This window comes from Azospirillum canadense, from assembly GCF_025961225.1.
Lineage (GTDB): Bacteria > Pseudomonadota > Alphaproteobacteria > Azospirillales > Azospirillaceae > Azospirillum > Azospirillum canadense.
On sequence record NZ_JAOQNG010000001.1, the window covers coordinates 252,889 to 273,605 of the forward strand.

A 20,717-nucleotide genomic window follows, 5' to 3' on the forward strand; every position below is an offset into this window, starting at 1 on the left:
CGGCATCACGTGAGTCTCCAGATGGGCCACCGCCGGATGGATCGCTGATGGCACAGCCCGTAACATCACCCGTGACATCGCCGATGCGCAGCCTGCTGGCGATCCTGGTCGCCAGCGTCGTGCTGCCGCTGGCCATCTTCGCCGGTGTGGCGGCCTACGACCGCGCGCGCATCCTGGAGGCGGCGGAGGAGTCGCTGGCCCGCACCGCCGACATCCTGCGCGAACACGCCCTGCGCGTGGTGGAAATCCAGGACCTTGTGCTCCGGCAGGTGGACCGCCGCGTCGCCGGCCTGTCGTGGGAGGAGATCGGCCGGTCGGAGGAGGTGCACCGCTTCCTGCGCGACCTCGACCAGGGGCTGGAACCGGTGGACTCCATCTGGCTGACCGCGCCGGACGGGGTAACGGTCAGCGGCAGCCGCTTCTTTCCCGCGTCCCGGCCGGACGTTGGCCACCGGGAGCATTTCGCGGCGCTGCGCGGCGGCGGGACCGACCTCGTCATCTCCCGCGCCTTCCGGGAAAACGCCACCGGGGAGAACGTCTTCGTCGTGGCGCGCCGGCGCACGCCGACACATGGTGCTGGGGCGGATGGCGCGGCGCCGGGGACCTTCGACGGGGTCGTGGCCGTGTCGGTCAAGGCCGACACGCTGCTGCGCCTCTACCGCGAGACGGCCCCCCACCAGAACCATTCCGTCGGGCTGGTCCGTGCGGACGGCGTCTTCCTGATCCGCGACGCCGAGGTGCCGCCGCCGGACGGCGCGCCGCAGCTGGCCAGCGGGAACTTCCGCGCCGCGGTGGCCCAGCGCCCCGACGTCGGGATCTTCACCGGAACCTCGGCCATCGACGGGGTGACCCGCATCGTCGCCTACCGGAAGGTCGGCGCCTACCCGCTGCACATCCTGGTGGCCGCCGGCACCGACGCGGTGCTGCAGCCGTGGCGCCAGCACACGCTGATCCTCGGCCTGCTGTGCGGCGGGGCGTCGCTGTCGCTGGTCCTGATGACCCTGCTGGCCCTGCGCCGCACCGGGCGGGAGCGCGCGGCCCTCCAGCGGCTGGAGCAGGAGGCGGCCAAGCGCGAACTGGCCGAGGCCGCCCTGCTGCAAAGCCAGAAGCTGGAAGCCATCGGCAAGCTGACCGGCGGCATCGCCCACGATTTCAACAACCTGCTGACCGCCATCATCGGCAGCCTGGAGACGATCCGCAGCCGCGCCGCCGGCGGGGCGCCACCCAATGTGTTTGCGGACCTTGCCGGCCCGCTCGACATCGCATCGCAGGGCGCCAACCGCGCGGCCAACCTGACGCAGCGCCTGCTCGCCTTCGCCCGCCAACAGCCGCTGAACCGCAGCGCGGAGGACCTGAACCTCCTGGTGGAGGGGATGGAACCGCTGCTGCGCCGCTCGCTGACCGAATCCACCGTGCTGGAGACGGCCCTGGGCGACGGCCTGTGGCTCACCTCCTGCGACCCGGTGCAGGTGGAGACGGCTCTGCTCAACCTCGTCATCAACGCGCGCGACGCCATGCCCGGCGGTGGGCGGCTGAGCGTCCGCACCGCCAACGTCCGGCTGGACGGCGCGCAGGCCGCCGCCGTCGGCGACGTGACCCCCGGCGACTATGTCCGCCTGTCGGTGTCCGACACCGGCACCGGCATGACCGCGGACGTGCTGGCCCGCGCCTTCGACCCCTTCTTCACCACCAAGCCGGTCGGGCAGGGCACCGGGCTCGGCCTCAGCCAGGTCTACGGCATCGTGCGGCAATGCGGCGGCACGGCGCGGATCCTCTCCGGAACCGGTGAGGGCACGACGGTGGAGCTGTACCTGCCGCGCCTCCTCCGCGAGGACACCGTCACCGCCACTCCCGTCCCGGCCCCCGCTCCCCGTCCGGACGGCGTCGCAGAGGCCGACGGGCCGGCGCGCATCCTGCTGGTGGAGGACGAGGCCATCGTCCGCTTCGTCGCCGCCGAGGCGCTGCGCGAGGCCGGCTATGAGGTGGAGGAAGCGGAGGACGCGGACTCCGCCCTGGCGCTGATCGAAGGGGCGGGGGTCTTCCAGCTGATGCTGACCGACGTCGGGTTGCCCGGCCTGAACGGCCGCCAGCTGGCCGAGATGGCCCACCGCCTGCGCCCGGCGATGAAGACCGTGTTCATGACCGGCTACGCCGGCGTCGCCGGGGAACCCTCGGTCGCGGTGGGAGCGCCGCTGCTGGCCAAACCCTTCACCCCCGACGCCCTGCTGCGCAAGGTCCGCCAGACGCTGGATGAGGACGCCTCGTCCTTTGAGACGCTCGTGTGACCGCCGTCACTGCGGAGGCTGGCATTCGCGGGTATGAACTCAACCCGGACGCTGCTTGGCAACGGGGAGGGGGCCGATGAGGGGGGAACGCGAGACGTCACGGCGCGAGCTGGCCAGCCTGGGCAACGCGCTGACCCTGGCTGAACTGACCCTGGCTGAACGCGGCCAGCCGCGCCACAGCCCGGCCGACCTTATGGCGTGGCTTCTGCGCGTCGCGCGGCTGTACCCGGCGGCGCTGGCCGACAGCACGCTTCTTCAGCTGTGCGACGTGATCTCCGGGGATTTCGTCGAGGACGAGGACAAGGTCGCCCTGGTCCGCATGAGCTGGGCCGCCATCGTCCAGGCCGAACACAAGCAGCGCGGCTTGGCGCTCATCGAGGGCGGCGTCGGCGTCAGTGCTCGATTCTCGTTGGACAACAGGGACACACGGATTTCACGGATTTTTTGATGCTCGCCCAGCGGCGGCCCTGACGACGGGCGCGCGGTGACGCAAGACCAACGAAAAATCCGTGGAATCCGCGTTCAAATCCGCGAAATCCGTGTGAATCTTTGTTCCCGGCTGCCCGCCTTCGCTACTCCGCGCGCACGGCCAGATGCACGTTCTTGCCGCCGTTGGTTTCCAGCAGCTCCGCGGCCTTGACCTCCTCGGCCGTGTCGTCGGCGCAGACCCACAGGATCACGCCGCCGGCCTCCAGCGCGCGGGTGAACTCGTCGGTGTCCGGGTGGCTGGTCAGCTCGTCCAGGTAATCCTTGATGGCGACGCCGCCCAGCCCGGCGGTGACCAGCGCCGCCAGCGGGGCGGCGATCGGCCCGCCGACGATGGCGAGCAGCCCGGCGGTGGTCAGGGGGAAGGCGTATTTCAGCTCGCCCACCAGCCCGGTCAGCGCCTCGTCGCGCGGGGTTGGCGGGACCCGGTCCGCCGCCTCCAGCGAGGTGTGGCTGGCGAGCACCGACAGTTCCTCCCGCTCGAAGCCGGCGGCCAGCAGGGCGGCGACGGCGCGGTCGAAATCGGCGCGCGTCTCGAACAGGGCAACGACCTCGCGCACCTCGCGGCCAATTCCCCCGGTGCCATTGTTTTCGGACGCTTGCGTCAAGGCACTCTCCTTCCCAGCTTCCTCAAAGGTCCGGCTCGGACCTCGACAGGCACCACCAGTCTACCACCGGACCAGGTCCGCCGGAACCGGCCCGGAGGAAACCCCTCTCTCCTGCGGCGCTTCGCCCGTGCTAGGGTGGCGCCCCCGTAGACCCCTTCCACGCAGATTTGGTTCCCGATCCGTGTCCGACGCCATCGCCGCCCCCGCCCAGATCCCTGCGTCCTCCATCCCCGCGGACGCCACCCCGATGATGGCGCAGTACCTGGAGATCAAGCAGGCGCACCCCGATTGCCTGCTGTTCTACCGGATGGGCGATTTCTACGAGATGTTCTTCGACGACGCGGTGAACGCGGCCCGCACGCTGGACATCGCGCTGACCAAGCGCGGCCAGCACCTGGGGGAGGACATCCCCATGTGCGGCGTGCCCGTCCACAGCCACGAATCCTACCTCCAGCGCCTGATCCGCCAGGGATTCCGCGTCGCCATCTGCGAGCAGATGGAGGACCCGGCGGAGGCGAAGAAGCGCGGGTCCAAGTCGGTGGTGAAGCGCGGCGTCATCCGCATCGTCACCCCCGGCACCCTGACGGAGGACAGCCTGCTCGACAGCCGCTCCTCCAACTGGCTGGCCGCGGTCGCGGAGACGGCGGGCGGCCTGGGCCTCGCCTGGTTGGAGCTGTCGACGGGCGAGCTGGTGGTGCAGCCGGTGGAGCGTCCCGGCCTGGGTGCAGCACTCGGCCGCCTCGACCCGCAGGAGGTGCTGGTCTCCGAGAAGCTGTGCCAGAGCCCCGACCTGTACGAGCTGTGGGCGGAGTGGAAGTCGCGCCTGACCGTGCAGCCCACCCCGCGCTTCGACAGCGAGAACGGCAAGCAGCGCCTGCTGGCGCTCTACGGCGTCGGCACGCTGGACGCCTACGGCCAGTTCTCCCGGGCCGAAGTCGCGGCGGCCGGCGCGCTGGTCGCCTATGTGGAGCTGACGCAGAAGGGCCGCGTGCCCCGCCTGTCGCCGCCGCGCCGGCTCGGCCCCGGCGCGGTCATGGAGATCGACGCGGCGACCCGCCGCAACCTGGAACTGACCCGCACCCTGACGGGGGAGCGGCGCGGCAGCCTGCTGGCCACCATCGACCGCACGGTGACCGGCGCCGGCGCCCGCCTGCTGGCCGCCCAGCTCTCCGCCCCGCTGACCAATCCGACGGCGATTGCCAAACGCCTGGACATGGTCGAATACGCCATGGCGGAGGAGCGGCTGCGCGCCGACCTGCGCGAGTCCCTGCGCCGCTGCCCGGACCTGGAGCGCGCGCTGTCCCGTCTGGCGCTGGGGCGCGGTGGCCCGCGCGACCTCGCCGCCGTGCGCGACGGTCTGGCCCAGGCGTCGGCCATCCGCCTGCTGCTGAACGACAACCCCGGCGGCCCGCTGCCCGACGGCCTGTCCGCCGTCGCCCGCGGCCTCGGCGAGCATGGCGAGCTGGTCCAGCAGTTGACGCAAGCCCTGGCGCCGGAGCTGCCTCTGCTCGCCCGTGATGGCGGCTTCATCGCGCGGGATTATTCCTACGCGCTGGACGATTTGGTGACGCTGCGCGACGAGAGCCGCCGGCTGATCGCCGGACTCCAGGCCAAATACGCGGACATCGCCGGGGTGCCGGCGCTGAAGGTCAAGCACAACAACGTGCTCGGCTACCACATCGAGGTGACGGCGACCCACGCGGACAAGCTGATGTCCGAGAAGGGGCGCGAGGTCTTCATGCATCGCCAGACCATGGCAAACGCCGTCCGCTTCGGCACGGTGGAGCTGTCGGACCTGGAGCGCCGCATCTCCGAGGCCGCCGACAAGGCGCTGGCCGTGGAGCTGGAGCTGTTCAACGAGCTGGTGGAGTCGGTGACCGGCCGCGCCGAGGCCATCGCCCAGGCCGCCCACGCGCTGGCCGCGCTCGACGTCGCGACCTCGCTGGCGGAGCTGGCGGTGGAGCGGCGCTACAGCCGGCCGGTGGTGGACGACAGCCTGTCCTTCGTCATCAAGGGCGGCCGGCATCCGGTGGTGGAGGCGGTGCTGGACGCCGCCAACGCCGGGCCCTTCGTGGCGAACGACTGCGACCTCGCCCCGGACAACCGGCTGTGGCTGCTGACCGGCCCCAACATGGCCGGCAAGTCGACCTTCCTGCGCCAGAACGCGCTGATCACCGTGCTGGCCCAGATGGGCAGCTTCGTGCCGGCGGACAGCGCGCGCATCGGCGTGGTCGACCGGCTCTACAGCCGCGTCGGTGCCGCCGACGACCTGGCGCGCGGCCGCTCCACCTTCATGGTGGAGATGGTGGAGACCGCGGCCATCCTGAACCAGTCCGGATCCCGCGCCCTGGTCATCCTGGACGAGATCGGGCGCGGCACGGCGACCTTCGACGGCCTGTCCATCGCCTGGGCCTGCGTGGAGCACCTGCACGACGTCAACCGCTGCCGCGCCCTGTTCGCCACCCATTACCACGAGCTGACCATGCTGGCCGGCAAGCTGCCCGGCCTGTCCTGCCACACCATGCGCATCAAGGAATGGCAGGGCGACGTGGTCTTCCTGCACGAGGTGACCGCAGGCGCCGCCGACCGCAGCTACGGCATTCACGTCGCGAAGCTGGCCGGCCTGCCCGGCGCCGTCGTCGGCCGCGCGGAGGAGGTGCTGACCATCCTCGAATCCGGTGAACAGAACGCCGCCATCCACCGCCTCGCCGAAGACCTGCCGCTGTTCAGCGCCGCCCTGAAGCGCCCCCCGGCGCCGTCGGTGTCCTCCGCCCCCGCCGCCCCACCGGAACCCTCCCCGGTGGAGGAGGCGCTGAAGTCCATCGACCCCGACAGCCTAACGCCACGGCAGGCGCTGGAGGAGCTGTACCGGCTGCGCGGGATGGTGGCGCGGTAGCAAGTATCCCCCTCTCCCGGCTCCGGCGGGAGAGGGAGGGACCCACGCCCATGGCGTGGGAGGGTGAGGGCAAGGTCATCCCGAGAATCTTAGCCCTCACCCTCCCTCTCCCTGCGGAGCAGGGCGAGGGGACTTCCGTGCCCGCCATTCCTCGCGCGTGATCTCCCACACCTCGCTCAGATGCTCGCCGGACACGTAGGCGTGCATCTCCGTGCGGATCACCCGCATCCCCGTCCGTTCCGACACGCGGCGGGAGGCGCGATTCGCCGCCGCCTTCGGCACGCGCAGAACCTCGCGCCCCAATTCCTCGAACCAGAAGTCGGTGACCGCCTCCACGGCCTCGCTCATCAGCCCTTGCCCCTGCCAGGGCAGGCCGAGCCAGAAGCCGCGGTTGTTGCCCTCCTGCGCCATCAGGGCGATGGCCCCGATCAGGTCGTCCGGCCGGTCCTTCAGCCGGATCGACCAGTGCCACTCCTCGCCGCGCGCCATGGCGGGCAGGGCGATGTCGCGCAGGTAGGTCAGCGCCCCGTCGGCGGGGTAGGGCCAGGGAACGCGGCCGTTGACGAAGCGCACGATCTCCCAATGCGGAAAATGCCGCTGGATGGCCGCGGCATCCTCCAAAACCAGCGGGCGCAGCAGGAGGCGCGCGGTGGTCAGCGGCGTGGCGGGGGGTGCGGCGGGGTGATGGGCCTGGGGCATCCGCGAACATACTCCAGACATCGGCCGGGGCGCCATTGAAGCGCCCCAGTCGATGCTCTCCGGTCCCGATGCTCTCCAGTCCCGATGCCTCCCGGTCCGCTTGGCGACGGTTACGCCACGCCGTCGGCCGTGGTGACGCTGGCTTGCGGCTGGGTGCCGGTGCTGCCCTCGAACAGATCGGCCTCGGCGGCGCGGCGCTTGACAAGGCCCGGCAGCTGCGTCTTCACGCCGTTCACCGTGGCGTAGACCCAGCGGCCGAACTGGCCGGCCGCGTCGGCGTAGTCGCCCTTGTTCAGCAGGACCAGCAGAGTGGAGCTTTGCAGGCTTCCCGCCCCCAGATTGAACACGAAGGAGGCGAGGGCGCCGCGCTGCTGCGGGTTCAGCGCCACCTTGACCAGCTTATCCACCTGGGCCGCGGCGGCGGTCAGGTCGGCTTGCAGGAACGCGTCGGCGTCCGCGGCGGTGATGGTCTGGCCCATCTTCACCCCGGCCGTGTGGCCGTAGCCGATGGTCGGCACGCCCGCCGGGCACAGGTAGGCGTTGAGGTACAGGCCCTCGAAATGCTTCACCAGATTGACGGCTTCCTCGCAGACCGGCGCTGTCATGATTCCGCTTCCTTCAAAGTCCGGCGACGTGCATCGGGGCGATCCCGTCGCGCGTCGTGGAAGGTAGCGGAATGTCGCCTCCCGCAAAACGGGATTTTTCATAAGAGTACTCCCGTATGGAGGCGTGCGGCGCGCGCCGCTACTGCCAGCGGAACTCCGCCGCGACCACGCGGGCCTCCGCCGGCGTGATCAGCTTCTGGGTCGCCAGTTTCACGGAGTGCAGCTTGCCGTCGAGATTCGCCTGCCAGAAGTCGAGGAACCGGCGCAGCACCGGGTATTCGGGCGCCAGGTCCAGATCCTGCCAGAGATAGCTTTGCAGAAGCTTCGGGTGGTCCGGCATGTGGTAGAGGATCTCCGCCGTCGTCAGGCGGTAGTCGCGGAGCTGGAGACTGAGGTTGGCCATGCGCTGACTCCGTGCTGGTGGAACCGTGGCGCCCTTCCCATGCGGGTCTTTGGTGTGACCCCTTGATGAAAGTTTGCCTTCGCCAACAACAATGTTCAACGGAATTTTTTGTTCCACATCAATACGTTAGCAGCCACCTGAGACGAGTGCTGCCAGTATTTGAGACGATTGTCCGCACGACCCTCTTGAATCGAAACGCGTCCTCCATTAGCTGTCTGGCACTCGCCGGGGGGGGAGTGCTAACAACCGCCCCGGACCAATCCTTTGACCCAATAAGCCTTGATCCTAGGAGGCATCCCCATGAAGTTCCGTCCGCTGCACGACCGCGTCGTCGTCAAGCGTCTGGAGTCCGACACCAAGACCAAGGGCGGGATCATCATCCCCGACACCGCGAAGGAAAAGCCCCAGGAGGGCCAGGTGATCGCGGTGGGCCCGGGGGCTCGTGACGAGAGCGGCAAGGTCGTTGCCCTCGACGTTAAGGCCGGCGACCGCATCCTGTTCGGCAAGTGGTCGGGCACCGAGGTGAAGATCGAGGGCGAGGATTTCCTGATCATGAAGGAATCCGACATCATGGGCGTCATCGAGGGCTAAGTCCTCCGCCCGGTAAACCCCGATCAACCCGAATACAGAGGATAGTGAGCAATGGCTGCCAAGGAAGTTAAGTTCTCCGCCTCCGCGCGCGAGAAGATGCTGCGCGGTGTGGACATCCTCGCCGACGCCGTGAAGGTCACGCTGGGCCCGAAGGGCCGCAACGTCGTCATCGAGAAGTCCTTCGGCGCTCCGCGCATCACCAAGGACGGCGTGTCGGTCGCCAAGGAAATCGAACTGTCGGACAAGTTCGAGAACATGGGCGCCCAGATGGTCCGCGAGGTCGCCTCGAAGACCAACGACCTGGCCGGTGACGGCACCACCACCGCGACGGTCCTGGCCCAGGCCATCGTCCGCGAGGGCGTGAAGTCGGTCGCCGCCGGCATGAACCCGATGGACCTGAAGCGCGGCATCGACCTCGCGGTCGAGACCGTCGTGAACGACATCCGCGGCCGCGCCAAGAAGGTCACGACCAACGACGAGATCGCCCAGGTCGGCACCATCTCCGCCAACGGCGAAGCCGAGATCGGCAAGATGATCGCCCAGGCGATGGAGAAGGTCGGCAACGAGGGCGTCATCACGGTTGAAGAGGCCAAGAGCCTGGAGACCGAGCTGGACGTCGTCGAGGGCATGCAGTTCGACCGCGGCTACCTGTCGCCGTACTTCATCACCAACGCCGACAAGATGATCGCGGATCTCGAGAACCCGTTCATCCTGCTGCACGAGAAGAAGCTGTCGGGTCTGCAGGCCCTGCTGCCGGTCCTGGAGGCCGTCGTGCAGTCCTCGCGTCCGCTGCTGATCATCGCCGAAGACGTCGAGGGCGAGGCCCTGGCGACCCTGGTCGTGAACAAGCTGCGTGGCGGCCTGAAGGTCGCCGCCGTGAAGGCCCCGGGCTTCGGTGACCGCCGCAAGGCGATGCTGGAAGACATGGCCATCCTGACCGGCGGCCAGGTCATCAGCGAAGATCTCGGCATCAAGCTCGAGAACGTCACCATCGACATGCTCGGCACCGCCAAGAAGGTCGTGATCTCCAAGGAGAACACCACCATCGTCGACGGCGCCGGCTCGGCCGACGACATCCAGGCCCGCATCGCCCAGATCAAGGCGCAGGTCGAGGAGACCACCTCGGACTACGACCGCGAGAAGCTGCAGGAGCGTCTGGCGAAGCTGGCTGGCGGCGTTGCCGTCATCCGCGTCGGCGGCGCCACCGAGGTCGAGGTGAAGGAGCGCAAGGACCGCGTTGACGACGCGATGCACGCCACCCGCGCCGCGGTGGAAGAGGGCGTCGTCGCCGGCGGCGGCTCGGCCCTGCTGTACGCCACGAAGGCTCTGGACACCCTGAAGCCGATCAACGACGAGCAGCGCGTCGGCATCGAGATCATCCGCCGCGCCCTCCAGGCTCCGGTCCGTCAGATCGCCTACAACGCGGGCACCGACGGTTCGATCGTGGTCGGCAAGCTGCTCGACCAGTCCGACGCCAACTTCGGCTACGACGCCCAGAAGGGTGAGTTCACCGATCTGGTCGCGGCCGGCATCATCGACCCGGTGAAGGTGGTTCGCACCGCCCTGCAGGACGCGGCCTCGATCGCCGGCCTGCTGATCACCACCGAGGCGATGATCGCCGAGAAGCCAGAGAAGAAGGCCCCGCCGGCCGGCATGCCGGACGACATGGGCGGCATGGGCGGCATGGGCTTCTAATAAAGAAGCCTGCGTCTCTCCAGACGTTCGCGGAAAGGGCGGTCCCTCGGGGCCGCCCTTTTCCATTTGGACACGTCCTTACGCACAGAAGGAGGCTTTCAGCCATCTCAGATTGGAACGCTTCCAAACAATGGTGGTTTTGACCATCAACCGGCGCCGTCACGGCGGCCGGCCCATAACGCCGTTCACACAACGCCGTTCAGGGAGCATGCGATGGCTGACAAGAAGACGACCGGGCAAAAGACGACCGGTTCCGGGGCGACCGGGCCGAAAACGACGCTGACCAACCGCCAAGGCCACCCGATCACCAACAACCAGTCCCAGCGCACCGTGGGCAGCCGCGGCCCGGCGACGCTGGAAAACTACCAGTTCCTGGAAAAGATCACCCACTTCGACCGCGAACGCATTCCGGAGCGCGTGGTCCACGCGCGCGGCTTCGTCTGCTACGGCGAACTGGAAGTCACCGGCAAGATCGGCGACGAGCCGGCGTCCAAATACACCCGCGCCAAGCTGTTCCAGACCGCCGGCAAGAAGACGCCGCTGGCCATCCGCTTCTCCACCGTCATCGGCGGGCGCGATTCGTCGGAGGTGGCGCGCGACCCGCGCGGCTTCGCCGTGAAGTTCTACACCGAGGACGGCAACTGGGACCTCGTCGGCAACAACCTCGCGGTCTTCTTCATCCGCGACGCCATCAAGTTCCCGGACGTCATCCACTCGCTGAAGCCCGACCCGGTCACCTTCCGGCAGGAACCGAACCGCATCTTCGACTTCATGTCGCAGACGCCGGAAGCCATGCACATGCTGACCCACCTGTTCAGCCCGCGCGGCATTCCCGCCAGCTACCGCCATATGGAAGGCTTCGGCGTCAACACCTACAAGATGGTGAACGCCAAAGGCGAGACGGTGCTGGTCAAGTACCACTTCCACCCCCGCTGCGGCGTCGCCAGCCTGACGGCGGCGGAGGCGGCCAAGGTGCAGGGCCAGGACCTGGGCTCCGCCTCCAAGGACCTGTTCGAGGCGATCGAGCGCGGCGACCACCCGCAGTGGGACATGTACGTCCAGATCATGGAAGACCATGACCATCCCGAACTGGACTGGGACCCGCTGGACGACACCAAGATCTGGCCGGAGAAGGATTTCCCTCTGCGCCACGTCGGCGTCATGACGCTGAACCGCAACGTCGAGGATTTCTTCAATGAGAACGAGCAGATCGCCATGGGCACCGGCGTGCTCGTGGACGGGCTCGACTTCTCCGACGACAAGATGCTGATCGGCCGCACCTTCTCCTACTCCGACACGCAGCGCTACCGGGTCGGCACCAACTACCTGCAACTGCCGGTGAACCAGCCGAAGAACGCGCGCGTCGCCACCAACCTGTCCGGCGGCCAGATGTCCTACCAGCGCGACCTGGCGCCCGGCCAGAACCCGCACATCAACTTCGAGCCGTCCATCCACAACGGCCTGCGCGAGGAGCCGCGGGAGGAGCCGAACAACCCGCCGGAAATCCGCGGCCGCCTGACCCGCAGCGTTCTGGAACGCCGCAACGACTACGTCCAGCCGCGCGCCCGCTACTGCACCATGATGGACTGGGAACGCGACGATCTCGTCCAGAACATGGGCACCCTGCTCGGCCAGTGTGAGCGGGACGTCCAGGAACGCATGCTCTGGCACTTCTTCCTGGTCCACGACGACTACGGCAGCCGCGTCGCCGGGATGCTCGGCATGACTGCGGACGACGTGAAACACCTCCAGCCCCTGCCCAAGCAGGTGCTGACCGACGAGGACCAGAAGCGGCTGAAGAGCCTGGGCCGGAACGGCGACAAGATCGACCCGACCGTCTGGGGCCAGTGGACCAGCTCCGTCAAGAACCACAAGGCCACGGCCGACGAGGTCACAGGCGTCATGCGCGGCGGATCGCAAATGAAGGCCGGCAAGGCCGCGGAGTAGGACGGTCCGCCCCCTCTCCCCATGGGCTCATAGCCCTCTCCCCTCCGGGGAGAGGGTGGCCCGGAGGGCCGGTGAGGGGGTTGCGCTTTTGCCGGACGTACCAAGGTGGCGGGACCCCCTCACCCTAACCCTCTCCCCAGGGGGGAGAGGGGACTGTGCGCGTCAGCGATGTTACGTTTTCTCCACCGTCTGGATCACCTCGAACCCCTCGAACTCCGGCGGGCCGAGGTAGAGCGGCTTGTTGCCCTGCGCTCCCTTGTGGGCCATGCGGAAGGCCTCCGACCGGGTCCAGTCGAGGAAATGCTGTTCCGACGCCCACACGGTGTGGGAGGAGTAGAGCCGGTGGTCCTCCTTGCGCGGGCCGCGCAGCAGGTGGAACTCCACGAAGCCCGGCACCGCGTTCAGATGGACCTCGCGGTTCAGCCAGACCTCCTCGAAATCCTGCTCCGCGTCCGGCCGGACCTTGAAGCGGTTCATGGCGATGTACATGGCGGCTTCTCCTCGGTTGATGCGGTCGTCGTGACGCCCGACACTATCTGGGGCCTTACGCCGCCGTCTCCAGGGCCGCCACCTCCAGGATCCAATCCCGGAAAGCCGCCATGGCCGGCGTGGGATAGCGCGATTTCAGGTGCGTCAGCCAATAGCTGCCGACCGACGCGGTGACGGCGAAGGGCTGCCGGATGTCGCCCGACGCCAGTTCCCGCCCGAACATCAGCGGCGGCGCCAGCGCCACCCCCGCCCCCTGCAAGGCCGCCTGCATCATGGCGAGCGAGCTGTCGAACACCATCCCCTTCGCCAATGGCGCCGGAAAGGCCACGCCCGCCGCGGCGAACCAGGCCGTCCACTCGTCGGTGCGGTAGGAGCGCAGCAGCGTGTGGTTCACCAAGTCCGCCGGCTCCCGCAGGCCATCGGCGATGGACGGGATGCACAGGACCGACAGCGGGGCGGGGAACAGGTGCACCGCCTCCGTCCCGTGCCAGGCGCCGTTGCCGAAGCGGATGGCGTAGTCCAGCCCCTCCGCCGCCATGTCCACGCGGTTGTTGTTGGTGGACAGCCGCAGCTCGATGAAGGGGTGCTTCTGCTGGAAGTCGGGCAGGCGCGGCAGCAGCCACCCCACGGCGAAGGTGCCGACCGCGCCGATCATCAGCACGTCGCGGACATGCCCGGCCTCGAACCGCTCCAGCATGTCGGCCATCCGGTCGAAGCTGTCGCGCAGCACGGGCAGCAGCGCCTCACCCTCCGGCGTGATCATCAGGCCGCGCGGCAGGCGCTTGAACAGCGTGACGTTCAGCCGCGTCTCCAGCAGCTTCACCTGATGACTGACGGCCGCCTGGGTGACGCACAGTTCCACCGCCGCGCGGGTGAAGCTCAGGTGCCGGGCCGACGCTTCGAAGGCGCGCAACGCGTTGAGCGGCAGGTGGGGCCGGACCATGGATGCCCAAATTCAATTTATGGCTCCTCCGAAATAACGTGGTTTGCGGCCCCGGTCAAACCGCCCCTATCTTGCCCTCACCGGCGCGCGCCCTCGCACTTTCAAAGCCAAATCCCAAAGCCAAAAACCCAAAGGTTCGGAGGACCGAAATGCCCATCGAGACGCCCACGTCGATCTCGCGCCGGGCGGCGCTGTCCCGCGCCCTGATGGCCGCCACCACGATGACCCTCGGCGCCACCCTGGCGCGCGGCGCCCTGGCCCAAACGCCCAAGAACACGCCAAAGGATGACCACGCTGCCGCCCGCCTTGCTGAGCTGGAGCGCAAGAACGGCGGCCTGCTCGGCGTCGCCGCGCTCAACCTCGCGACCGGCGCCCGCATCGGCCACCGCAACGCGGAGCGCTTTCCGATGTGCAGCACCTTCAAGCTGCTGGCCGGCGCCTTCGTGCTCTCCCGCGTGGACCGCGGGCAGGAGCGGCTGGACCGCCGCATTGTCTACGGCAAGGACAAGCTCATCCCCTACGCGCCGGTGGCGGAGAAGCACGCCGACGGCTCCGGCCTGACGGTGGCGGAGCTGTGCCACGCCGCCATCACGCTCAGCGACAACGTGGCGGCCAACCTCCTGCTGGAAAGCTTCGGCGGCCCGGCCGCCCTGACCGCCTGGCTGCGCTCCATCGGCGACGAGGTCACGCAGCTGGACCGCTGGGAGCCGGAGTTGAACGAGGGTACCCCCGGCGACCCGCGCGACACCACCACGCCCGATGCGATGCTCGACACCATGCGCCGCACCCTGTTCGGCGACGCGCTCAGCGAAGCGTCCCGCAAGCAACTCGCCGACTGGGCCGTCGCCACCTCCACCGGCGGCAAGCGCCTGCGCGCCGGCTTCCCGGCGGACTGGCGCGCGGGCGACAAGACCGGCACCGGCCAGCGCGGCATGACCAACGACATCGCGGTGGCTTGGCCGGCAAAGGGCGGCCCGCTGCTGGTGACCGCCTATTACCGCGACAGCACCATCCCCGCCGACCGGCGCGACGCCGTGATCGCCGAGGTCGGGCGGATCGCGGCGGGGGTGTGACGGATTTATGCCGTGGGTTCGCTCCGTCCGCGGAATGATCGCTGCGGCGTGAACCCGAAGCTGCTAAGAGGGGTTTTCCTCACGGACCCGGTGCTCGCGGTGCCCTCCCTTGGAACGGGGGCCGCGGGAACCGGGGCCGTGACGCCGACGACCACTTGAGAAAGAGGACCCCGCGATGTCGACACTCCACAAGCAAGCCATGGAAGCGGTCCTTCAGGCCGCCTCGCACGACATCGTCGGCACGCTCCAGGAGCGGGGCGTCAGCGACAAGCACAGCGAGGAAGGCGACCTCGCCGTCCTCGACGTCGCCATCCTGCACGCCTACCGCATCTTCATGCGGATCTGCGAGGAGAACGGGCTGGAGGTGGACGCCGGCTACTTCGCCGACATGGCCAACGACCTCGCCGACGAAGTGGCCCAGGAGGAGGAGCAGGACTGACCGGTCCCGCCCACCGGGGCGGCTCCCTCCAGGGCCGCCCCGGAATTGCGCCCGCGCGCGTGATGCGTTAGGAATATAGTCAATTCGTTCTTTGCCGCCGAGCCGACCGCCCGTGATTGCCATCGCCCCCATACCGCCATCCGCCACGGTGCCCGCAGCCTTCACACCCCACTTCCCCCTGGGGAGAGGACAGGGGGAGGGGGCCAGTGCGACATCACCGCGTTTGATGTTTCATAGTGTTTCATGGCGTTTCACGGAGGCCCACCGATGACCACGGAACAGGCCCCCAACACGGCCCCCAACACGGCCCCAAAAAATCCCGACGTCGCCATCATCGGCGCCGGGCCGGCCGGGCTGATGGCGGCGGAGGTGATCGCCTCCGCGGGGCGCACGGTCGCGGTCTATGAACAGATGCCGACCCCGGCGCGCAAGCTGCTGCTGGCCGGGCGCGGCGGGCTGAACCTCACCCATTCCGAGCCGGTCGAGGCCTTCACCGCCCGCTATGGGGAGCAAGCCGGCCGCTTCGCCGACCTGCTGTCCGGCTTCTCGCCGGCCGACCTGCGGGCCTGGGCGGAGGGGTTGGGGATCGAGACCTTCGTCGGCTCCAGCGGGCGCGTCTTCCCGGTGCAGATGAAGGCCTCCACGCTGGTGCGCGCGTGGCTGCGCCGCCTCGACGGGCTGGGGGTGACGCTGCACGCCCGGCACCGCTGGCTCGGCTGGGACGGGGAGGGCGCCTTGCGCTTCCGCGCCGCCGATGGCGGGGAGAGCACCGTGGCGCCGCGCGCCACCCTGCTGGCGCTGGGCGGGGCGAGTTGGCCGCGCACGGGTTCCGACGGGTCCTGGACTGAGCTGCTGGCCGCCCGTGGGGTGGAGGCGGCGCCGTTGCGCCCGTCCAACATGGGGTTCGAGGTGCCCTGGTCCGATCACCTGCGGGAGCGCTTCGCCGGCCAGCCGGTGAAGAGCGTCGGCCTCGCCTTCGGCGACCGCCGCCTGAAGGGCGAGTTCGTCATCACCGAGACGGGCATCGAAGGCGGCGCCGTCTACGCGTTGAGCGCCCCGCTGCGCGACGCCATCGAGCGGGAGGGCTGGGCCACCCTGACGCTCGACCTGCTGCCCGAACAGACGGAGTCGGCGATTGCCAAGCGGCTGGGCCGGCGCGGGGCGGAGTCGCTGTCCACCTTCCTGAAGAAGTCCTTCTCCCTGACCGGCCCGCGCACCGCCCTGCTGCGGGAATTCGCGCCGGCCGCCGACCTCTCCGACCCAGCGGCGCTGGCCCGGCACATCAAGGGTCTTTCGGTGATCCTGACCGGCGTCCGCCCGATCGAGCGCGCCATCTCCACCGCGGGCGGCGTCCGCTTTGGGGATGTGGACGACGCCCTGATGCTGACCCGCCTGCCGGGCACCTTCGTCGCCGGCGAAATGCTGGATTGGGAGGCGCCGACCGGCGGCTACCTCCTCCAGGGCTGTTTCGCCATGGGCGTGCGGACAGGGAAGGGGATGTTGGGGTACCTGGGGACCCCTTAACGCATCTGGTTCCCGTAATCGTACTGGACCCGCGGCGCGGTGCCGCCGCCAGGGCCGCCACCGCCGGTCAGCTTGTCGATCAGGGAACCGATGCCCGACGCAACACCCCCACCGGAACTGCCGCGCGGCGGGGCGGCCGGGGCGGGGCGGGTCGGCTCCGGGATGCCGGCGGAGACGTAGGTCGGGGCGCCCTCCAGCCCCGGCAGGGGGCGGGGCGGCTTGCCGGCGTGGGCGTCCATCATGAAGCCGTGCCAGACCTTGGCCGGCAGCGACCCGCCGGTGACCTTCTTCATCTCGTCGTTGTTGTCGTTGCCCAGCCACACCCCGGCCACAAGGTCGGCGGTGAAGCCCACGAACCAGGCGTCGTGGTAGTCCTGGGTGGTGCCGGACTTGGCTGCCGCCGGCCGGTCGAGCTTGGCCGCCTTGCCGGTGCCGTACTCGATGACCCCGGTCATCATGCGGGTCAGCTGCACCGCGTGGACCGGGTCCACCACGGGCGCCGCGCCACCGCTCTGCCGCCGGTACAGGACGTTGCCGTCGCGGTCCCGGATCTCGGCGATCGCGTAGGGCCAGACCGGCGCGCCGCGGTTGGCGATGCCGGCGTAGGCGCGGGTCAGCTCCAGCAGGTTCACCTCGCTGGTGCCCAGCGCCAGCGACAGGTCCTTGCCGATGGGTGAGCTGATGCCGAGGCCAGCGGCGATCTTGCGCACCCGCTCCACCCCGACCCGCTCGATGATCCGGACGGTGGCGGTGTTGGACGAATAGGCCAGCGCGTTGGCCATGGTGATGGTGCCGCGGAACTTGCCCTCGTAGTTGCCGGGGCTCCAGTTGCCGATGCGGATCGGGCCGTCCTCCACTGGGCTGTCCGGCGACCAGCCGGACTCCAGCGCCGCCAGATAGACGAAGGGCTTGAAGGAGGATCCGGGCTGGCGCAGCGCCTGGGTCGCCCGGTTGAACTCGCTGTTGTCGTAGTCCCGGCCGCCGACCAGCGCGCGCACCGCCCCGTCCGGGGTCATGGCGACGACGGCGCCCTGCCGCGCGTTGGCGGCGGCGCCCGGTCCGGCCAGGATCTCCTCCAGCCGCTGCTCGGCCGCCCGCTGGATCTTCAGGTCCAGCGTGGTGCGGACCACGACGTCGCCATGGTCCGGACCGATGAAGCCGTTCACCAGATCGGTCACCCAGTCGGCAAAGTAGCGGCCGTCGCCGCCCGGCTTGCGCTTCGGCCCCAGCGGGGTGGTGCGCGCGGTCTCCGCCTCCTGCGCGGTGATGAAACCGGCATCCGCCATGGCCATCAGCACGACGCGCGAGCGCTCCGCCGCCTCGTTGGGGTTGGAGTTGGGGGAATAGCGGGACGGCGCCTTCAGCAGGCCGGCGATGATCGCCGCCTCGCGCAGCTCCAGCTGGGTGGCGGGCTTGCCGAAGTAGGTCCGCGACGCCGCGTCCACGCCGAAGGTGCCGGCGCCCAGATACACGCGGTTCAGGTAGGCGGTGAGGATCTGGTCCTTGGTGAAGCGGTGCTCCAGCCAGAGCGCCAGCATGGCCTCCTGGATCTTGCGCTTCAGCGACTTCTCGGGCGTCAGGAACAGGTTCTTGGCGAGCTGCTGCGTGATGGTGGAGCCGCCCTGCGCCGACCGCCCCGACCGCCAGTTGACGTAGACCGCACGGGCAAGGCCGATGGGATCGACGCCGAAATGGGAGTAGAAGCGTCGGTCCTCGATGGCCAGCACCGCGTTCACGAGGTTCGGCGGCAGGTCCTTCACGCTGAGCGTCGTGCCGTACAGGTCGCCGAACCGTGCGAACTCCGTGCCGTCCGCGGCCAGCACGGTAACCGAGGCGCGCCGTTCGAACTGCGCGACCTTGGAGATGTCCGGCAGATCCAGCGCGAACCATGCCAGCACCGCGCCGACCGCGACGCCCAGCCAGACGGCGGCCACCAGCGCGGCGTTGACAAGCGAGCGCAGGATCGACCGCCGCGCACCGCCCCCGCTCGCCTTGCGCGCCGGCTTGGCCTGCTTTGGGGGCTTGGGTGGCTTGGCCGCGCGCGGCGGCTCCGGCTGGCGTTCGGGCAGCTTCGGAAGCTTCGGCAATTTCGGCAGCTTGGGGCGCAAGGACGGTTCGTCCTCGCGAGACTGGACGGAGCGCGGCCCAGCAAACAGGTCACCCGGTCGATCGTTGCTCACGGCGCGCTCCCGGCTCCCATTCCTGGGCCCCCAATGACATCCCAGATTGCGTCTATACGCCGCGGGCGCCCTACCACGAAAGGGCGGCCGCAATTCGGACAAGATTTGTCTTAGGACCGTTGCAGAGAAACGACGGGGGTGGAAGAAAACGCCACCTGCGCTGTTGTCCTGTCGAATGTTCGTTGACGATGCGGAGAAGGTTTTCATGTCCAAGCCGCTCACCCTGACCATCCCCCACCAGCTGGGCCGGGACGAGGCGAAAAGGCGTCTGTCGGAGGGCGTGGGCCAGGCCCGCTCCTACCTCAGCGCGGTGGCGTCCAGCATGGACGACCACTGGACCGACGACCGGATGGACTTCCGCGTGGTCGCGGCGGCCCAGACGGTCACCGGCTTCATCGACGTGCAGGACGACTGCGTCAACGTGGAGGTGCAGCTTCCCTGGGCGCTGGGCATGTTGGCGAACAAGGTGAAGGACCGCATCCAGCAGCAGGGCACGCTGATGCTGGAGAAGAAGTGACCGGAGACAGGGGCGCTTAGGTTCTACCCGCCGATAAGCCCGTGCTTCTTCAGAAGCCCGCGCAGCTGGTGGTAGCCGAGGCCGAGCGACTGGGCGGTCTGGCGCTGGTTGAAGCGGCTTTTCTCCAGGGCGGTGCGCAGCAGGCCGGCCTCGAAGGCCCGCACCTGTTCCTGGAAGTCGTCCGGAGACGGTTCGGCATCCTCCTCCGTGGGCTCCGGCGGCGCTGACGCGGGCGCCGGGGCCGCCGGGCGCCAGGGAGAGGCGAAGGGGTCGAGGGTGACCTCGTCCACCGGCGCCTCCGGGTCCGACGCCGCCACGGCGCGCTCGACCGCGTTGCGCAGCTCGCGCACGTTGCCGGGCCAGCCGTGGCCGAGCAGCTGGTCCATCGCCTGCGGCGTGAATCCGGGGAACAGCGGCCGGCCCAGTTCCCGCACCATGCCCAGCGCGAAATGCTCGGCCAGCCGGGGGATGTCCTCCCGCCGGGCGCGCAGCGGCGGCAGGGTGACGACGTCGAAGGCCAGCCGGTCCAGAAGGTCGGCGCGGAACCTCCCGGCCTCGGCCAGCGCCGGCAGGTCGGCGTTGGTGGCGCCGATCACCCGCACGTCCACAGTCTGCGTTCGCCCGCCGACGCGCTCGATTTCCCCATACTCGACGGCGCGCAGCAGCTTCTCCTGCACGGCGGGGCTGGCGGTGGCGATCTCGTCCAGGAACAGGGTACCGGTGTCGGCCTGCTCGATCCGGCCGATCTGGCGGCGCACCGCGCCGGTGAAGGCCCCGGCCTCGTGCCCGAACAGCTCCGAATCCAACAGCGTCTCCGGCAGGGCGGCGCAGTTCACCTTGACGAAGGGGCGGTCCCACCGCCGGGACAGATAATGCAGGCGGGCGGCCACCAGCTCCTTGCCGGTGCCCCGCTCCCCGATGATGAGGAGCGGCCGTTCCAGCGGGGCCACGCGGGAGACGTGGGCGAGCACGGCGTGGAAGGCTGGGGACTCCCCCAGCAGCGGCGGTGGGTTCTGTGTCATCGCGGTTTTGGCGAATGGTTCGTCAATTTCGCCAATGTATGGCAGGAAGCGCGAACTGCAAAGGCCGGCGTCGTGCGTCGGACCCCAGCAACCGCGGGGCTTCGCGGCCGCCATCGGGATTGGCACGCGCTTTGCGATCCCATGGGCCAAGGTTATGGAGACCCTGATGAGCCATTACAGCGACTATCACCGCCGCTACACCCAGGAGGCCCGCCCCCTGGTGGCGCGCGTCCGCACCTACCTCAGCACCCGCCCGACCGAGAGCTGGGTGTTCTTCGCCGCCGGCCTTCTGGTCGCGACGATCCTCGGCTGACA

Annotated in this window: 19 protein-coding genes; 11 read left to right on the top strand and 8 right to left on the bottom strand. The window is 69.2% G+C overall.

Going from position 1 to position 20,717, the window contains the following annotated elements; all coding sequences use genetic code 11:
- Positions 1 to 47 precede the first annotated feature (47 nt).
- Positions 48 to 2,285, top strand: a complete 2,238-nt coding sequence (locus tag M2351_RS01165) for an ATP-binding protein (protein WP_264654346.1) — start codon at positions 48 to 50, stop codon at positions 2,283 to 2,285.
- 76 nt (positions 2,286 to 2,361) lie between these two features.
- Positions 2,362 to 2,733, top strand: a complete 372-nt coding sequence (locus M2351_RS01170; RefSeq protein ID WP_264654347.1) for a hypothetical protein — start codon at positions 2,362 to 2,364, stop codon at positions 2,731 to 2,733.
- A gap of 124 nt (positions 2,734 to 2,857) precedes the next feature.
- Here the strand turns inward: M2351_RS01170 and M2351_RS01175 are convergent, their stop codons facing one another.
- Positions 2,858 to 3,379 (bottom strand): hypothetical protein, encoded by a 522-nt coding sequence (locus tag M2351_RS01175; protein WP_264654348.1) that lies wholly within the window; start codon positions 3,377 to 3,379, stop codon positions 2,858 to 2,860.
- A 247-nt stretch (positions 3,380 to 3,626) separates the two neighbouring features.
- Here M2351_RS01175 and mutS point away from each other — a divergent pair, with 247 nt between their 5' ends.
- Positions 3,627 to 6,275 (top strand): DNA mismatch repair protein MutS, encoded by a 2,649-nt coding sequence (mutS, locus tag M2351_RS01180; protein WP_264656815.1) that lies wholly within the window; start codon positions 3,627 to 3,629, stop codon positions 6,273 to 6,275.
- 96 nt (positions 6,276 to 6,371) lie between these two features.
- Here the strand turns inward: mutS and M2351_RS01185 are convergent, their stop codons facing one another.
- From M2351_RS01185 to M2351_RS01195, 3 genes are all read right to left on the bottom strand, one after another.
- The gene (locus tag M2351_RS01185; protein ID WP_264654349.1) at positions 6,372 to 6,974 is read right to left on the bottom strand and encodes a GNAT family N-acetyltransferase; all 603 of its coding nucleotides are present in this window, start codon (positions 6,972 to 6,974) and stop codon (positions 6,372 to 6,374) included.
- A gap of 110 nt (positions 6,975 to 7,084) precedes the next feature.
- Positions 7,085 to 7,579, bottom strand: coding sequence for a lysozyme (locus M2351_RS01190; protein ID WP_264654350.1), 495 nt, complete (start codon positions 7,577 to 7,579; stop codon positions 7,085 to 7,087).
- Positions 7,580 to 7,718: 139 nt separating this feature from the next.
- Positions 7,719 to 7,982 (bottom strand): usg protein, encoded by a 264-nt coding sequence (locus tag M2351_RS01195; protein WP_264654351.1) that lies wholly within the window; start codon positions 7,980 to 7,982, stop codon positions 7,719 to 7,721.
- Positions 7,983 to 8,282: 300 nt separating this feature from the next.
- Between M2351_RS01195 and groES the strand changes: the two genes are divergently transcribed.
- The 3 genes from groES (at position 8,283) to M2351_RS01210 (ending at position 12,215) form a co-directional block, all read left to right on the top strand.
- On the top strand, positions 8,283 to 8,573 hold the full coding sequence (gene groES / locus M2351_RS01200) for a co-chaperone GroES (RefSeq protein WP_209770591.1): 291 nt from the start codon (positions 8,283 to 8,285) through the stop codon (positions 8,571 to 8,573).
- 51 nt (positions 8,574 to 8,624) lie between these two features.
- On the top strand, positions 8,625 to 10,268 hold the full coding sequence (gene groL / locus M2351_RS01205) for a chaperonin GroEL (RefSeq protein ID WP_264654352.1): 1,644 nt from the start codon (positions 8,625 to 8,627) through the stop codon (positions 10,266 to 10,268).
- 213 nt (positions 10,269 to 10,481) lie between these two features.
- Entirely contained in the window at positions 10,482 to 12,215 is a 1,734-nt protein-coding gene (locus tag M2351_RS01210) for a catalase (protein ID WP_319801860.1), read from the top strand.
- Positions 12,216 to 12,386: 171 nt separating this feature from the next.
- Here M2351_RS01210 and M2351_RS01215 read toward each other — a convergent pair whose 3' ends face one another.
- Positions 12,387 to 12,704: an antibiotic biosynthesis monooxygenase family protein gene (locus M2351_RS01215; RefSeq protein WP_264654353.1), complete on the bottom strand. Its 318-nt coding sequence runs from the start codon at positions 12,702 to 12,704 to the stop codon at positions 12,387 to 12,389.
- A gap of 55 nt (positions 12,705 to 12,759) precedes the next feature.
- On the bottom strand, positions 12,760 to 13,647 hold the full coding sequence (locus tag M2351_RS01220; RefSeq protein WP_264654354.1) for a LysR family transcriptional regulator: 888 nt from the start codon (positions 13,645 to 13,647) through the stop codon (positions 12,760 to 12,762).
- A 149-nt stretch (positions 13,648 to 13,796) separates the two neighbouring features.
- Here M2351_RS01220 and bla point away from each other — a divergent pair, with 149 nt between their 5' ends.
- From bla to M2351_RS01235, 3 genes are all read left to right on the top strand, one after another.
- Positions 13,797 to 14,720, top strand: coding sequence for a class A beta-lactamase (gene bla, locus M2351_RS01225; protein ID WP_264654355.1), 924 nt, complete (start codon positions 13,797 to 13,799; stop codon positions 14,718 to 14,720).
- 175 nt (positions 14,721 to 14,895) lie between these two features.
- On the top strand, positions 14,896 to 15,159 hold the full coding sequence (locus M2351_RS01230) for a hypothetical protein (protein ID WP_209770602.1): 264 nt from the start codon (positions 14,896 to 14,898) through the stop codon (positions 15,157 to 15,159).
- A 267-nt stretch (positions 15,160 to 15,426) separates the two neighbouring features.
- A complete protein-coding gene (locus tag M2351_RS01235) occupies positions 15,427 to 16,683 on the top strand; it encodes a BaiN/RdsA family NAD(P)/FAD-dependent oxidoreductase (RefSeq protein ID WP_264654356.1) in 1,257 nt (418 codons plus the stop codon).
- Here the strand turns inward: M2351_RS01235 and M2351_RS01240 are convergent.
- Positions 16,680 to 18,863, bottom strand: coding sequence for a transglycosylase domain-containing protein (locus M2351_RS01240; protein ID WP_264654357.1), 2,184 nt, complete (start codon positions 18,861 to 18,863; stop codon positions 16,680 to 16,682). The two genes, M2351_RS01235 and M2351_RS01240, sit on opposite strands and share 4 nt — an antisense overlap.
- A 205-nt stretch (positions 18,864 to 19,068) precedes the next feature.
- Between M2351_RS01240 and M2351_RS01245 the strand changes: the two genes are divergently transcribed.
- Positions 19,069 to 19,380: a polyhydroxyalkanoic acid system family protein gene (locus tag M2351_RS01245; protein WP_264654358.1), complete on the top strand. Its 312-nt coding sequence runs from the start codon at positions 19,069 to 19,071 to the stop codon at positions 19,378 to 19,380.
- 23 nt (positions 19,381 to 19,403) lie between these two features.
- On the opposite strand, the gene pspF is transcribed toward M2351_RS01245, so the two are convergent.
- Entirely contained in the window at positions 19,404 to 20,402 is a 999-nt protein-coding gene (gene pspF, locus M2351_RS01250) for a phage shock protein operon transcriptional activator (RefSeq protein WP_264654359.1), read from the bottom strand.
- Between the two features lie 166 nt (positions 20,403 to 20,568).
- On the opposite strand from pspF, the gene M2351_RS01255 reads away from it, so the two are divergent.
- Positions 20,569 to 20,715 (top strand): hypothetical protein, encoded by a 147-nt coding sequence (locus tag M2351_RS01255; RefSeq protein ID WP_264654360.1) that lies wholly within the window; start codon positions 20,569 to 20,571, stop codon positions 20,713 to 20,715.
- Positions 20,716 to 20,717: the final 2 nt, after the last annotated feature.

Coding starts and splice junctions, on each gene's coding strand:
- M2351_RS01235 (WP_264654356.1), top strand. CDS start 15,427: ATGACCACGGAACAGGCCCCCAACACGGCCCCCAACACGGCCCCAAAA.
- groL (WP_264654352.1), top strand. CDS start 8,625: ATGGCTGCCAAGGAAGTTAAGTTCTCCGCCTCCGCGCGCGAGAAGATG.
- mutS (WP_264656815.1), top strand. CDS start 3,627: ATGATGGCGCAGTACCTGGAGATCAAGCAGGCGCACCCCGATTGCCTG.
- M2351_RS01165 (WP_264654346.1), top strand. CDS start 48: ATGGCACAGCCCGTAACATCACCCGTGACATCGCCGATGCGCAGCCTG.
- M2351_RS01170 (WP_264654347.1), top strand. CDS start 2,362: ATGAGGGGGGAACGCGAGACGTCACGGCGCGAGCTGGCCAGCCTGGGC.
- bla (WP_264654355.1), top strand. CDS start 13,797: ATGCCCATCGAGACGCCCACGTCGATCTCGCGCCGGGCGGCGCTGTCC.
- M2351_RS01215 (WP_264654353.1), bottom strand. CDS start 12,704: ATGTACATCGCCATGAACCGCTTCAAGGTCCGGCCGGACGCGGAGCAG.
- M2351_RS01245 (WP_264654358.1), top strand. CDS start 19,069: ATGTCCAAGCCGCTCACCCTGACCATCCCCCACCAGCTGGGCCGGGAC.
- M2351_RS01195 (WP_264654351.1), bottom strand. CDS start 7,982: ATGGCCAACCTCAGTCTCCAGCTCCGCGACTACCGCCTGACGACGGCG.
- M2351_RS01255 (WP_264654360.1), top strand. CDS start 20,569: ATGAGCCATTACAGCGACTATCACCGCCGCTACACCCAGGAGGCCCGC.
- groES (WP_209770591.1), top strand. CDS start 8,283: ATGAAGTTCCGTCCGCTGCACGACCGCGTCGTCGTCAAGCGTCTGGAG.
- pspF (WP_264654359.1), bottom strand. CDS start 20,402: ATGACACAGAACCCACCGCCGCTGCTGGGGGAGTCCCCAGCCTTCCAC.
- M2351_RS01220 (WP_264654354.1), bottom strand. CDS start 13,647: ATGGTCCGGCCCCACCTGCCGCTCAACGCGTTGCGCGCCTTCGAAGCG.
- M2351_RS01185 (WP_264654349.1), bottom strand. CDS start 6,974: ATGCCCCAGGCCCATCACCCCGCCGCACCCCCCGCCACGCCGCTGACC.
- M2351_RS01230 (WP_209770602.1), top strand. CDS start 14,896: ATGTCGACACTCCACAAGCAAGCCATGGAAGCGGTCCTTCAGGCCGCC.
- M2351_RS01210 (WP_319801860.1), top strand. CDS start 10,482: ATGGCTGACAAGAAGACGACCGGGCAAAAGACGACCGGTTCCGGGGCG.
- M2351_RS01190 (WP_264654350.1), bottom strand. CDS start 7,579: ATGACAGCGCCGGTCTGCGAGGAAGCCGTCAATCTGGTGAAGCATTTC.